12 protein-coding genes are annotated in these 12533 nt (G+C 64.9%); 5 read left to right on the top strand and 7 right to left on the bottom strand.

Annotated elements, in window-relative coordinates; all coding sequences use genetic code 11:
• The first annotated feature begins 435 nt into the window (after positions 1 to 435).
• On the top strand, positions 436 to 1182 hold the full coding sequence (gene ripB, locus ACXMYJ_RS27695) for an NlpC/P60 family peptidoglycan endopeptidase RipB (RefSeq protein ID WP_046361656.1): 747 nt from the start codon (positions 436 to 438) through the stop codon (positions 1180 to 1182).
• A 62-nt stretch (positions 1183 to 1244) separates the two neighbouring features.
• Here ripB and ACXMYJ_RS27690 read toward each other — a convergent pair whose 3' ends face one another.
• The 6 genes from ACXMYJ_RS27690 to ACXMYJ_RS27665 all read right to left on the bottom strand — a co-directional run bounded on the left by ACXMYJ_RS27690 (position 1245) and on the right by ACXMYJ_RS27665 (position 6617).
• A complete protein-coding gene (locus tag ACXMYJ_RS27690) occupies positions 1245 to 1859 on the bottom strand; it encodes a winged helix-turn-helix domain-containing protein (protein ID WP_460359398.1) in 615 nt (204 codons plus the stop codon).
• Between the two features lie 242 nt (positions 1860 to 2101).
• A complete protein-coding gene (locus ACXMYJ_RS27685) occupies positions 2102 to 3367 on the bottom strand; it encodes an MDR family MFS transporter (protein ID WP_460359397.1) in 1266 nt (421 codons plus the stop codon).
• A complete protein-coding gene (locus tag ACXMYJ_RS27680; protein WP_460359396.1) occupies positions 3364 to 4482 on the bottom strand; it encodes a PLP-dependent cysteine synthase family protein in 1119 nt (372 codons plus the stop codon). Before ACXMYJ_RS27680 ends, ACXMYJ_RS27685 begins: the two co-directional genes overlap by 4 nt.
• 102 nt (positions 4483 to 4584) lie before the next feature.
• Positions 4585 to 5001, bottom strand: a complete 417-nt coding sequence (lpqS, locus tag ACXMYJ_RS27675; protein WP_073683291.1) for a putative copper homeostasis (lipo)protein LpqS — start codon at positions 4999 to 5001, stop codon at positions 4585 to 4587.
• Positions 5002 to 5334: 333 nt separating this feature from the next.
• Complete coding sequence (locus ACXMYJ_RS27670) at positions 5335 to 6255, bottom strand: M56 family metallopeptidase (RefSeq protein WP_460359395.1); 921 nt, start codon at positions 6253 to 6255, stop codon at positions 5335 to 5337.
• Complete coding sequence (locus ACXMYJ_RS27665) at positions 6255 to 6617, bottom strand: BlaI/MecI/CopY family transcriptional regulator (RefSeq protein WP_024444607.1); 363 nt, start codon at positions 6615 to 6617, stop codon at positions 6255 to 6257. The genes ACXMYJ_RS27670 and ACXMYJ_RS27665 overlap by 1 nt, the downstream gene beginning before the upstream one ends.
• Before the next feature lie 340 nt (positions 6618 to 6957).
• Here ACXMYJ_RS27665 and ripA point away from each other — a divergent pair, with 340 nt between their 5' ends.
• The 3 genes from ripA (at position 6958) to ACXMYJ_RS27650 (ending at position 10656) form a co-directional block, all read left to right on the top strand.
• Positions 6958 to 8361 (top strand): NlpC/P60 family peptidoglycan endopeptidase RipA, encoded by a 1404-nt coding sequence (gene ripA / locus ACXMYJ_RS27660; RefSeq protein ID WP_460359394.1) that lies wholly within the window; start codon positions 6958 to 6960, stop codon positions 8359 to 8361.
• A gap of 367 nt (positions 8362 to 8728) precedes the next feature.
• Complete coding sequence (locus ACXMYJ_RS27655; protein ID WP_067952909.1) at positions 8729 to 9475, top strand: response regulator transcription factor; 747 nt, start codon at positions 8729 to 8731, stop codon at positions 9473 to 9475.
• Positions 9472 to 10656: a sensor histidine kinase gene (locus ACXMYJ_RS27650; RefSeq protein WP_460359393.1), complete on the top strand. Its 1185-nt coding sequence runs from the start codon at positions 9472 to 9474 to the stop codon at positions 10654 to 10656. The genes ACXMYJ_RS27655 and ACXMYJ_RS27650 overlap by 4 nt, the downstream gene beginning before the upstream one ends.
• 16 nt (positions 10657 to 10672) lie before the next feature.
• Here the strand turns inward: ACXMYJ_RS27650 and ACXMYJ_RS27645 are convergent, their stop codons facing one another.
• Complete coding sequence (locus ACXMYJ_RS27645; protein WP_046361683.1) at positions 10673 to 11368, bottom strand: DUF305 domain-containing protein; 696 nt, start codon at positions 11366 to 11368, stop codon at positions 10673 to 10675.
• A gap of 280 nt (positions 11369 to 11648) precedes the next feature.
• Here ACXMYJ_RS27645 and ACXMYJ_RS27640 point away from each other — a divergent pair, with 280 nt between their 5' ends.
• A complete protein-coding gene (locus tag ACXMYJ_RS27640) occupies positions 11649 to 12428 on the top strand; it encodes a F510_1955 family glycosylhydrolase (RefSeq protein ID WP_460359392.1) in 780 nt (259 codons plus the stop codon).
• The last annotated feature ends 105 nt before the right edge of the window (positions 12429 to 12533 follow it).

The following is a 12533-nucleotide window of genomic DNA, read 5'->3' as shown; positions in this document are numbered from 1 at the left end:
GAGCAAATCACGTGCCGTCAACGACACCCCGAGCGAACAGGAGGCCACGCCGGCGGCACTGACCGCCTGAACCATCACCTCGAAGAATCACCCGACGACGTCGTACACCACGTCCCTGGACTTGACCGGCACCTTTGGTTTGCCGTCCTCAGGTAACGGCGTTTTCACGTGTCCGGACCACCGCTTATTTCGTAGCCTTTGCCATCGACGATCGACACTTTCAAGCACCCATTCGCAAACGCCATTAGCAATTTCAGCTGCCGAAATTCCAGCATTGTAATTATGTTGCAGGTGTTACTGATGAGGCATATGTGAGTTAGGCTGATCTACGTATTCGCTACGTACATCGTTGCTGCACAGTACGGAACGCTCTGTTTCGCCTTTCTTGGCGAAACCAATCACCGGCGCTCCGACAGCCGAAAGAAAGAACGCCATATGGAACCGATGGCCCGATGCGTCCGCCCGGAGGAAGGCCGCGTATCTGCGGTCGGCTTTCGCCTGACTGGGGTGATCGTTGCCGTCGTCGCGACGGTACTTTTGGCGTGCACGCCAGCAGCCTCCGCCGAGCCGACAGGCGGTCCGTGGGATCCACTCCTGCCCAAGATCCCGAGTGCGGGAGCGCCCGGCGATCCGGTTGCCATCGCCAACGCGTCCTTGCAGGCGACGGCCGTTGCCACCCAGACTGCGATGGACTTGGGGCGTAGCTTCCTGAGCAGTCTCGGACTCGTCAGTCCCGCGGCAAGCCCCCAAACGAGCGTCCGCGGCAACCGTCTCTACGGTGCCCAGGCGATCGAATACGTTATCCGCAGGGCAGGAACGCAGATCGGCGTTCCCTACTCCTGGGGAGGGGGCAGCCTCACCGGCCCTAGTCGCGGTGTCGACCAAGGCGCAGGCACCGTCGGTTTCGACTGCTCAGGACTGACACGATTCGCCTTCGCCGGCGTCGGAGTACTGTTGCCGCGATGGTCCGGCGACCAGTACAACGCTGGCCGCAAGGTACCTCCCGCGCAAGCTAAACGCGGTGACCTCCTGTTCTGGGGGCCCGGCGGAAGCCAACACGAAGCGATCTACCTCGGCGGCGGAAAAATGATCGAGGCGCAACAAACCGGCGTTCCCATCAAGATTTCACCGGTGCGTACCGCCGGGATGACACCCTACGTCATACGGATTATCGAGACCTGACCCCGAACGCTTCCGCCAACAGCTTCCTCCCACCAAACGCCTTGTCTGCACCGGGTAATGGTTCAGCCGGCCAGACAGTAGCCGATGCCGCGGACCGTCCGGACATAGCGCGGACAAGACGGGGCGTCACCGAGCTTGCGACGTAGATTGCCGATGTGCACGCCCAGTGCCGACCGCCCGCCGGGCTGCGTCGCCCCCCAAAGGACTTCCTGAAGTCGTCGGCACGTCACGGGCTCCCCTGGATCATCGGACAACACCCGAAGGATCGCGAACTCCGTTCGAGTCAGCGATATGACGTTGCCGCGCTGATAGACCCGCCGGACCCCCACGTCGATCACCAGATCGTCGACGTGGCGTCGCTGGGCGCCGCCGTCCTCGCTGCGTTGGTGAGAATGCCTGAGTGTCTGCCGTATTCGCGTGTTGAGTATGTCGCGGGAGCCGATGGGAACCACTCCGACGCGCGATATCAGTGGCGCCATCTCTGTGTCGGCGAGCGCGACGACGCCGCAATGGGCGGCCTGGCGAACACGGTCAAGGACGACGGCGCCGTGCGCGGATGATCCCAGGCACACCACCACCACGTCGGGGTCATCGTCGCGCACCGCGGTGAGCGCTGCAGCATCTGAGCGTGCGACGTCGACGGCGAACTCTTCGGCGCGCAGGGTGCGGGCCAACATGTCGGCGTAGATGCGCCGAGGTTCAACCAGCAGAACGCGAATGCGCCCAGCAGCTATCGCCGGAGAGGCAACGCTGCCCGAAGCGGGGTGCGGCTCGATGGTCGTGGCAGTCTCCTTGCCAGCGTGGGCCATTCAGGGCGTGAAGGTGTCCGCGCGGATGCTGGAACCAGCATATCGCCATCTACGTAGTTACTACGTAGATGGCGATATGGGGTGTCGGACATGTTCGCGTCTTCGGGTGTTCAGCGGGGGGTTTGCGCGCCAGAGGATGTCAGCGGTTCGGGTTGAAGTCGGCCGCGTCGGTCCAGCCGGAACAAGGCGGCTGCGGAGGCCAGCCCGATTGCCGACAGCAGGACCCACAGCAGCCAGGGTTGCCCGAGATCTCGGGCGGCCTGCATCAGCGAGCCGGTGGCCAGATTGCCGACAAGAATGCCGACTCCGACGATGGTGTTGTAGAAGCCGTAGTGCGTTCCGATGAGACGGTTGTTGGCCAATGAGACGACGGTGTCCATCTCGAACGGGAAGACGGCCGCCGACCCGACCGCCAGCACCGCCGTGGCGACGAGTAGCGCGGTCGCGGCGGCGACTCTGCCTGCCCTGGTGTCATCGGGCAGCACGATCAGCGGCAAAAACGACGCCGCGAGGATCAGCATGCCGATCACCAGGGAGCGGCCGGCGCCCCAGCGGTGGGCGAACCATCGTGTGATCCGCATCTGGCCGAGGACGGCAACCAGACCCGAGACCACGAAGATCATGGCGGTGACAACGGAATCGTTGCGCGGAAACAGGTCTCGCGCCTGAAGCGGCAATGCCAGATAGACCTGGAATGACAAAACATACGACCCGATCATGGCCGCCGCGAAGAGCAGAAAGGAGCGGTTGGCCGCTACTGTTCGCCAGTCCTGCAGCACCGATGTCTTCTCATCAGGTGTCCCCGCGGCGCGGTGGGGCAATGCTAAGAGTTGGGCCACGGTCAGCGCTGCGAACACGACCGCTGCGGCGGCAGCTGTCATTCGGAAATCGACGAACATCAAGGCCAGCCCGACAAGGGGTCCGGCCAGAATGCCCGCCTGATAGAACACGTTGAACACCGCGAAGGCTTCCACGCGCCGTGGGCCCGCGTCGGCCGCCAGATAGGCGCGCACCGCAGGATTGAACAGGGCGCCGGCGAAGCCGGTTGCTGCCGAGGCGATCAGAACCGCCGGCAGCGATTCAGCGAAGACGAGCAGGCCGAATCCTGCTGTCCGGAGGACACATCCGCAGACGATGAGCGGTTTGTAGCCCAGCCGGTCTGCCAGAGTGCCGCCGATGAGAAACATGCCTTGCTGGGAGAAGTTACGTACACCCAGCACCAGGCCGATGGCCCACGCGGCCAGCCCCAACGGGCCGGCGAGGTAGCCGGCCAGGTAAGGCATGAGCATGTAAAAGCCCAGGTTGATGCCGAATTGGTTGATCATCAGCATCCGACTGGGCCAACCAAAGCTGCGGAAGGCTGACAGCAGGGTCATCGTGGCTGCACCTCGGTGGGGTCGACAACGGTGGTGCATCGCGTCCACGCCGTGACTGTCTGGGTCATCGGATCCTCAATGGTGGCGGGATGCCGTGGGAGCGCTGCGTCGAGCAGGCCGTGGGCGCGGCAGTAGTCGTCGTTGTAGATGGTGTCGAAGTAGCGTTGCGGACCGTCCGGGAAGATCGCTGCGACAGTGGCTCCGGCAGGGCTATTGCGTGCGACCCAGCCTGCAACTAGGGCGACCGCACCGACGCTCCAGCCGCCACTGGCGTAGTGGGTGGCCGCCAGGGTGCGGCATGCCCACACCGACTCCGCGGGGGCAACCCAATGCACTTCGTTGAACGCTTGGTAGTCGACGTTGCCGGGATAGATGCTCGATCCCAGGCCGCGCATGAGCCGAGAAGCCGCGGGCTGGCCGAAGATCGTCGAGCCCACCGTGTCGACGCCGATCAGCCGCAGCTGCGGGTTAAATTCTCGGAGGACGCGTGCGACGCCGGCCGAGTGGCCTCCGGTGCCCACCGAGCACACCAGGACATCAACGGCGCCGAGTTGTTCGTTCAGTTCCAACGCGAGCCCGCGGTAGGCCTCGACGTTATCGGGGTTGCTGTATTGATCGGGATGCCACGCGCGCGGGTCGGTGGCCAAGATCTTCTGCACGCGGTCACGGCGAGCCTGCTGCCAGCCTCCCTGTGGGTGCGGTTCAGTGACCAATTCGATGTCGGCGCCGAATGCGGCGAGCATATTCTGAATGATCGGCTCCATCCCGGGGTCGGTGACCAAGGTGACGGGGTGCCCGTAGACCGTTCCGGCTAGTGCGAGACCCAATCCCAGCGTCCCGCTCGTGGATTCGACGATGCGGGCGCCGGCGGTAAGTGCCCCGCGGGAGCGGGCGCGTTCGACCATGTGTAGCGCGGGTCGGTCTTTCATTCCTCCCGGGTTGAAGCCTTCGAGTTTGGCCCAAAAGCCCCGCTCTTCTGACGTGAACGGTGCGCCGATTCTCAAGACAGGGGTCTGGCCGACCATGGTGGCCGGCCGCTCGTTGCGGCCGCGTTGTGGCTGTGCCGATCGGGTGTGGGAAGTGCGTGCATGGCGGATTGGCAGGGCAGGATTCATCGATGAATGTCGCTTCTGTGAGGCCGCGACGAAGCACGGCGACTGACGGCAGGTAGCGGTCACCGGCCACCGTCGAAGACGACGGGGCCTGACGCTAGCCGATCAGCGGCGCGCGATACACAGGTGGGCGAGCACGTCGCGGCCGGTGCGCAGGGCGCGGGCGTTCCGTGGTGGACCGCGGATAGGCGCCTTCGCCGCCTGGCACCACAGCAGCGGAAGCACAGCCACGACGAGGCCCAACGCGAGCGCGATCAGGGAAACCGTTCCCCGCGGCAGGATCGCTTCGGCCAATGTGTCGGGCGTGCACTCGGCGTCGGGTTGGGAGAGGTGGGGGTGGTCGAGCTCGACAGACATCGGCGCGCCGACCGCACTGGCGGCCAGGGTGTGCGGTCCGTGCGTAGGTGCCGCATTCACGCCGGGCAGTGCCCACTCGGCTCCGACGATGACGGTCCAGAACGCGATCAACGCCGCGACGATGGCGCGGCGGCGTTGCCCAGAGTTCGCGTCGAAGTACTTCACGATGTTGCCGACTGTAGCAGCGGATCGGCGGATTCCGGCTCGGCCCCCTAGCCGATGCCGGGTTGTGATCAGAGCGCGACCGCCGTTGCGCCGAGCCATCCGGCCGTTCCGTCGCACGATCGACTTCGCCCGATGCCCTTGCGAAAACGCCCTTTTGGAGGTTCCGCGAAGGAGATACAACAGATCGTTGCGCTGCTTGTACCGCAGATCATCTACGGTTTTACTACGTAGATAATTTGCTCTCTATCGGCCCGCGCGCCAAGCGGTGTTTCCTTTGCTGGCGGCCTACGCGCATTGGCTCCACCTGCGGAACGTGCGGCGGGCGTTGAGGCGCTAGTGGTGGCAGAGCACCTGGATGAGGGCGGGTGTGGCGAGCATGGCGGTGATCGCGGCTGCCAGGCAGAGGCGGTGGCGCCATCGCACGTGCCGGCGTGTGGGGGTGAGCAGGCGCTGCGCTCGCGCGATGACCGCTGTTCCCGCCGCGGCGAGGCCTTCCCGTGCAGGCGGGTGTTCTCCGGCCAGAGCAGATAATCCAGCCAACAGCGGATGCGTGCCGACGCGGCGCACGGCGGTGTCGTCAGCGCACATCTCCAGCAGTTCACCCACACGATGAGGGGCCGTCGCGAAAAGCGGAAGCCGCGGCAGTGTGCCCCCCAAAGCGCGGAGCGCCATGAGGATGTGGTGGTGGCGCCCGGAGATGTGCGCGTTTTCATGCGCCAGAACCGCTTTGAGCTGTGATCGGTTCAACGACTTCATCGCCGCGGAGGTAACGATGATGGCGTTCGGGCGTCCGACCACGCAGTAGGCAGCAGGCCGGTCGGCCTCCACGACCACCACATTGGGATGGTCGGTGGGTCGGCCGACGATCCGCGCGGCACGCGCGTGCTCGTGACTTCGCGCCCGCAGCCGCGACAAGCAGCGACCGATCCGCATTACGACGAACCCTGACGTCAGGGTTCCTACCGCGATGAGAACAACGGAACCGATTCGTCCGGCCATGGGGGTGTGCTCGGAGAAGCCAAACAGCTCCAGGCACAGCGTCACGACCGCGCCCGTACGAATACTGTCCGTCGTTGCGCCGATGACCATGATCAGCGCGACGAGCCACGCCGTCAGCGTCGCGGCGACGGTGGCCAGCCAGGCGGCCACTCCCATATGGGGGCTGATGCCGTGACGGGTCATCCGCCTCAGGACCGGTGGCGCCCACCAGGCCAGCGCGCTGCCGTAGAGGAGCAGCCACAGCGCGGCGGTCATCACCGACGCCCCTTGCGCAGAGCCGCCTTCAATTGAGCGGACTGCTCGGCGTTCATCTGCTCAACAAAGAACGCCAGCACCGCATCGGTATCCCCGCCGGCGTCGAACGCGGCCTTCATCAAACGCGCGGAACGCTCCTCGCGGCTCATGGACGCCTGATACACGTACGCTTTCCCATCGCGCTGACGTTGCAACCAGCGCTTGCGGTACAGGTTGTCCATCGTCGACATCACGGTGGTGTAAGCGATCTGCCGCCGTTGAGAGATCTCGTCGAAAACCTCACGCACCGTGACAGGCTCGGCGTAATCCCACACGCAATCCATGACCACCGCTTCGAGGTCGCCGAATCCTCGCTGTTCCATTTGCGCCTCTCCCGCTCTCCGCGACGAGCTGGCCTCCTCGCGCCCCGAGCTCTTCAGCCCCCAATGTAGCCGCCGAGCTGGGAAAAGCCTCGATACGCCTCACCTCGACCGCATAGGGCCAGCATCTGCACTACCGGCCGCGGCGCGTGAAACTAGCGCCCGTGGCGCACAGTCGTAACCGACCCGAGACTGTGACAGACGTTCCTCCTGATACCAAAGTGATGTACGTTCCCTCTACGTACTATCGTGCTACGTACTTAGCTCGGTAGTAGGAGTGCCGCGGGTGCCGTTCGGCTTAGGTGCGCGGCTCGACAACGCTCACCCCAGCTGAGGAGATTCGATGCGGCGCCTCACTTCTTTTCTGAGTCTCTTCGCATTAATGCCGGCACTGGTGCTCAGCGCCCCGGGTACCGCTGTTGCCGGGCATGACGGCAGCCCCGACCGCGACGACGTTCCCTCATTGGTTGCGGCGGTCGCCGAAGCGAACCAGCGGATGGCCGACGTCGGTAGCGACATCCAGATCAAGCAAGAGGGCGTCAACCGTGCCCTGGTCGAAATCGCGGCCGCTCGCGACACCCTCGCGCAGGCCCGACGCGACGTTGTTGCCAGCGACCAAGCCCTTACCGCCAGTCAACACGCGATCGAGGCCGCACAACAGCGTTTTGACCGCTTCGCCGCGTCGACCTATATGAACGGGCCGTCGGGTGCGTTGCCGCTGGCGCAAAGTCCCGAGGAGATCCTGGCCGGGGCCTCGACCCAGCAGACCCTCACCATCAGCTTCCAGCGGGTCCACGACGACCTCCTGCGTCGGCAGACCGATCAGGCCAACAAGCTTTCTGCTGCGACGGCAGCGCGGGCGCGCGCCGAGAGCGCCGCCGCAGACACCCAACGCCGGCAAGACGACGCGGTAGCCGCACTCCGGGACGCCCAGCAGACGTTTACCGCACAGCGACGCGAGGTCGAACGGCTCGCTACCGAACGCGACTCCGCTCAAGCTCGACTGGAAGCTGCCCGACCGGTGGCGGCGACAGCCGCCGCGCCCAGTGCGGCGCAACCCGGCACTGTTCCGGTATCCGGCGCTCCCTGGGACCGCGGCACCACGTCGCCGGGGGGCGCCACCAAGGGGGGCCTGTGGGACACCACGCTGCCGATGGTGCCCAGCGCTAACGTGGCCGGCGACCCGGTGGCCATCATCAATGCCGTCCTCAAGATCATGGCGACCTCGGCGCAGCTGACGGCCGACATGGGCCGCAAGTTCCTCACCAAACTCGGCATTCTGTCTCCAGTCACCGCCGCCGCAGATCCCGGCATCACCAACGGACGCATCCCCCGCCTCTACGGCCGCCAGGCCTCAGAGTTCGTGATTCGCCGCGCCATGTCACAACTGGGCGTGCCTTACTCCTGGGGCGGCGGCAACGCCAACGGCCCGTCACGAGGCATCGACCAGGGCGCCAACACCGTGGGTTTCGACTGTTCGGGCCTGATGCTGTATGCCTTCGCCGGCGTCGGCATCAAACTCGACCACTACTCCGGGTCGCAATACAACGCAGGCCGCAAGATCCCCTCGTCACAGATGCGACGCGGTGACCTCATCTTTTACGGCCCCAACGCCAGCCAGCACGAAGCGATGTATCTGGGCGACGGCATGATGATCGAAGCCCCCTACACCGGGTCGGTCGTCAAGATCTCGCCCGTGCGCACCTCCGGCATGACGCCCTACGTCACCCGCTTGATCGAATATTGACGTCGCCGCGATGCCGCGCAGGTGGACCGGTCAGTGCGCCGCGGTGCGGCCGCTGCGAATCGGCCTCCTCGGGCACGTCAGGCCGCCCCGAACGACGCGGCCAGCGAGAGGCGTTAAATAGCGCCGTCGCGCCGGCGATCGCAGCCGCCCACAGCACCACGACCACGGCACACAGGATCAGCCACGCTTGCCACCCGAGACTGTTCGGGCACACGTCCATCAGCCAACGCATGTCAGCCCTCCTCACAGTGAGCCTCACCCCACCGCAGGAGGAAAACGGTATGAGTCGTGTGAAGATCTGCTGAAGATCGAGCCGCCCGGTCAGCCATACCTGGTTACGGGCGCACCAGCAGGCACCATATGGGACATGCAGCACCACCACCTGGGCGCGCCTGAGAGCGCGAAGGGATACCGCGCGCTGGTCGTCGACGACGAACTCCCCCTGGCCGAAGTGGTGGCCAGCTATCTCGAACGCGAGCAGTTCGAAGCCGTCGTCGCCGGCAACGGTGTCGACGCAATCGCCGTCGCACGCGACCTGGATCCCGATGTCGTCATCCTTGACCTCGGCCTACCCGGCATCGACGGACTCGAGGTCTGCCGGCAATTGCGGACCTTCTCCGACGCCTACGTCGTCATGCTCACCGCCCGTGACACCGAACTGGATACCGTGCTCGGCCTCACCGTCGGCGCCGACGACTACATCACCAAACCCTTCAGTCCCCGCGAGCTGGTCGCGCGCATCCGCGCCATGCTGCGGCGACCCCGCATCCTGCAAACAGCCGCCGCACCCGCCGAACGAGAGACAGCCCCGCCGCGCCGCTTCGGCGCACTGAGCATCAACGTCGCCGCCCGCGAGGTACATATCGACGACGAACTAATCCTGTTGACCCGCACCGAATTCGACATTCTCGAAGCCCTGTCCGCGCGGCCAGGAATCGTACTGAGCCGCCGACAACTTCTCGAAATAATCCGCGACGAACCCTGGGTCGGCAACGAACACCTCGTCGACGTCCACATCGGACACTTACGACGCAAACTCGGCGACGACGCCGCACGCCCCCGCTACATCGCCACGGTTCGAGGTGTCGGATACCGGATGGGAACCGGACAGTGACTCCCCCACCTACGTCGACCCCTCGCCGGCGTCGACGGCCGAGCCGTCCCGGTATCGGCCTGCGACTCCTGGCGGCCCAAGCCATCGTGCTGGCGGCCGGAGCGGCGACGACCGCGGTGGTCGCTGCCGTGGTCGGCCCACCGCTGTTCCGCGAACACCTCCACCGTGCCGGTGTCCCGATGGACTCCCTGGAAGAAGTCCACGCCGAAGAGGCCTACGGCTACGCAACGGTGATCTCCATCGGAGGCGCTTTAGCGGTGTCAGCACTGGCCGCCCTCGCGGTCAGCTTCTACGTCAGTCGACGCCTCCAACGGTCCATCACCGAAGTCGCCGCCGCGGCCACCGATGTCGCTGAAGGGAACTACGACATCCGCGTGTCACCGCCGCGCCTCGGCGATGACTTCGACGCCCTCGCAACCGCATTCAACCAAATGGCCTCCCGGCTTCAAGCCGTCGATTCGACACGACAGCAACTGTTCGGAGACCTCGCGCACGAGATCCGCACACCCGTGGCAGTACTCGAGGCCTACATCGAGGCACTCGAAGACGGCGTGCGCTCCTTGACGCCCCAGACAGCAGCCATGCTGCGCGACCAAACCCGTCGGCTGGTGCGATTCTCCGATGACGTCGCCGCGCTGGCGAAGGCCGAGGAAAGTGCGGTGTCTATGTCCTACGCCTTCCTCGACGTGGACCGCCTAACCCGCCAGTGCGTCGCAGCAGCACAAGAACGCTATAACGCCAAGGGGGTCGGACTGCACGTGCACCTCCCGCAACCGCTACCGCCGCTTTGGGCCGACGAACAACGACTGTCTCAAGTGTTGGGGAACCTGCTGGAGAATGCGCTACGGCACACACCGCCCGGCGGGTCGGTACACCTTCACTGTGTTCGTGACGGCGACCGGGTAAAACTCGCTGTTGCTGACACCGGAGAAGGGATCGCCGCTGAGCACGTCACCCGAGTGTTCGAACGGTTCTACCGGGCAGACACCGCCCGCGACCGCGAGCATGGCGGCGCCGGTATCGGGCTCGCCATCGCCAAAGCGCTCATCGAAGCGCACGGCGGATCGATCTCGGTAGCCAGTGCTGGACCCGGCGCCGGCGCAACATTCACCATTGCTTTGCCCATCACCCCGATACGCAGCCAGCACCACCCTGCGACGGCTGACTCAGCGCGTCGCTGACGAGTGCCCCTCCGCGCTACTTGTCCAACATTCCCTGCATCGTGTCGATCTCCGCTTGCTGAGAAGACACGATGTTGCGCGCCATCTCGACTGCCGCCGGGAACTGGCCGTTGTCAACTTCCTGCTGCGCCATCATGATCGCGCCCTTGTGATGCTCGATCATCTGGGTCAAGAAGAGTCGGCTAGCCTCAGCGCCCTGCGCGTTCTGCAGTGCAGCCATATCGGCTTCCGACATCATGCCCATACCGCCGCCGCTCATACCCGGCATATCACCCATGTCTCCGCTGGGCATTTGATGGCCAGGCATGTCATGACCGGGCATTGCGGCGGTGCTGGGGGCCGTTGTCGACGAGGACACTCCCCAGTCCCGCAGCCAGCCCTGCATCTGTTCGATCTCAGGACCCTGAGCGTTCTTGATCTCGTTGGCGAGTGACACTACTTCAGGATCAACTCCCTGCTTGCCGAGCAGCATGTCGCTCATCTCGATCGCCTGCTGATGATGAGGGATCATGCCCTGCGCGAACGTCACATCAGCATCGTTATGGGCAGCGTCACTGCTCGCAGCACTGGGCGAAGCCGACGCCGACGCTGCTGCCGAGGTGGTGCTCGACGCCGATGACTGAGACTCGTTCGTTGCATTCGAACAGCCGCTGACAAACAGGGCCGACGCCGCAAGCGCCGCAAGCCCGAATCCAAAACGCTTGTGCTGCATCGCACATCCTTCCTCGAACATCTTCGTGACACCATGCGTCCACACGGCAAGCCTTGCGCCGCCGCACCCCAGCCTCAGCAATCCGAGTATGGGTCGGTTCGTGATCCGATGAAGATTTGATGAAGACACCTCCCCCGGTCTGTCACCCGCGGTCGGCGCCACCCGAGGCGCAGCCACCTCACGCAGTGGCCTCACCATGGATCGACGGCGCCTCGGCTGTAGCCACGCACTGCCCACCTACTATTGAACTACGTAGATCTCGTGACCGGAAGGTGTCCGTGTGCTGATCCGCAACCTTTTCGCCATCGCCCTGACCGGGGCTCTGGCCGCGGCCTGTTCGTCGAACGCCCCTGAAAGCCCGCCACCCGCCGTCGTGCCGGGCATGGTGCACATCCACGGCCTCGGCATCAACCCATCTGACGACAAGCTCTACGTCGCAACTCATTACGGCCTCTACACCGTTGAGCAAGATCAGGCGCCCCAACGAGTTGGTGAGCTCTCGCAGGACTTCATGGGCTTCACCGTCGCCGGCCCCGACGAATTCCTGGCTAGCGGCCACCCCGACCCCGCCGATCGTCAACAGCCCCCGCACCTCGGCCTGATCAAAAGCAGCGACGCCGGCCAGTCCTGGGAACCTCTGTCGTTGCACGGTAGCGCCGACTTCCACGCGCTCAAATACCGCCACGGACGGGTCTACGGTCACGACAGCCAATCCGGCACCGTGATGGTTAGTTTTGATCAGCGGTCCTGGCAGCAGCGCGCAGAAGTGCCCGCCGCCGTCGACCTCGCAGTATCACCGGGTGCCCCGGATGAGATTCTCGCGACAGCACGCCAAGGGCTGCTCCGAAGCACCGACGGGGCGAGGACGTTCAGCGCAGTCACCGGTGCGCCGGCACTGCTGTTCATCAGCTGGCCCGACCGCGGTCCCCTGCTCGGCGCCGACCTCGAAGGACGGCTGTACACCAGCGCCGACGACGGGCAGACCTGGCAGCCGGGCCACTCGCTCAACAACAAACCCCAGGCCCTGCTCGCCGCGGGTGTTGACCGTCTCTCGGGATGACGATCACGGGGTATGTGGACGTCATTGAGCGTGCTGATGTGGCCTGTGCCGCCGTTGTCGAATTGATCTTGTTCGTGTGCACCGTCAGTGTGACGAGGAACTGAT

The organism is Mycobacterium sp. ZZG (assembly GCF_054786995.1).
The sequence above is the reverse complement of the archived record's forward strand: the minus strand, read 5'-3'. Positions and strand labels throughout refer to the sequence as shown.

What these genes read in the sequence shown, in the direction of transcription:
- ACXMYJ_RS27645 (WP_046361683.1), bottom strand. Translation starts at nt 11,368, where the DNA reads ATGCAGCACAAGCGTTTTGGATTCGGGCTTGCGGCGCTTGCGGCGTCG.
- ACXMYJ_RS27665 (WP_024444607.1), bottom strand. Translation starts at nt 6,617, where the DNA reads ATGGAACAGCGAGGATTCGGCGACCTCGAAGCGGTGGTCATGGATTGC.
- ACXMYJ_RS27655 (WP_067952909.1), top strand. Translation starts at nt 8,729, where the DNA reads ATGCAGCACCACCACCTGGGCGCGCCTGAGAGCGCGAAGGGATACCGC.
- ripA (WP_460359394.1), top strand. Translation starts at nt 6,958, where the DNA reads ATGCGGCGCCTCACTTCTTTTCTGAGTCTCTTCGCATTAATGCCGGCA.
- ACXMYJ_RS27685 (WP_460359397.1), bottom strand. Translation starts at nt 3,367, where the DNA reads ATGACCCTGCTGTCAGCCTTCCGCAGCTTTGGTTGGCCCAGTCGGATG.
- ACXMYJ_RS27690 (WP_460359398.1), bottom strand. Translation starts at nt 1,859, where the DNA reads ATGTTGGCCCGCACCCTGCGCGCCGAAGAGTTCGCCGTCGACGTCGCA.
- ripB (WP_046361656.1), top strand. Translation starts at nt 436, where the DNA reads ATGGAACCGATGGCCCGATGCGTCCGCCCGGAGGAAGGCCGCGTATCT.
- ACXMYJ_RS27680 (WP_460359396.1), bottom strand. Translation starts at nt 4,482, where the DNA reads ATGAATCCTGCCCTGCCAATCCGCCATGCACGCACTTCCCACACCCGA.
- ACXMYJ_RS27670 (WP_460359395.1), bottom strand. Translation starts at nt 6,255, where the DNA reads ATGACCGCCGCGCTGTGGCTGCTCCTCTACGGCAGCGCGCTGGCCTGG.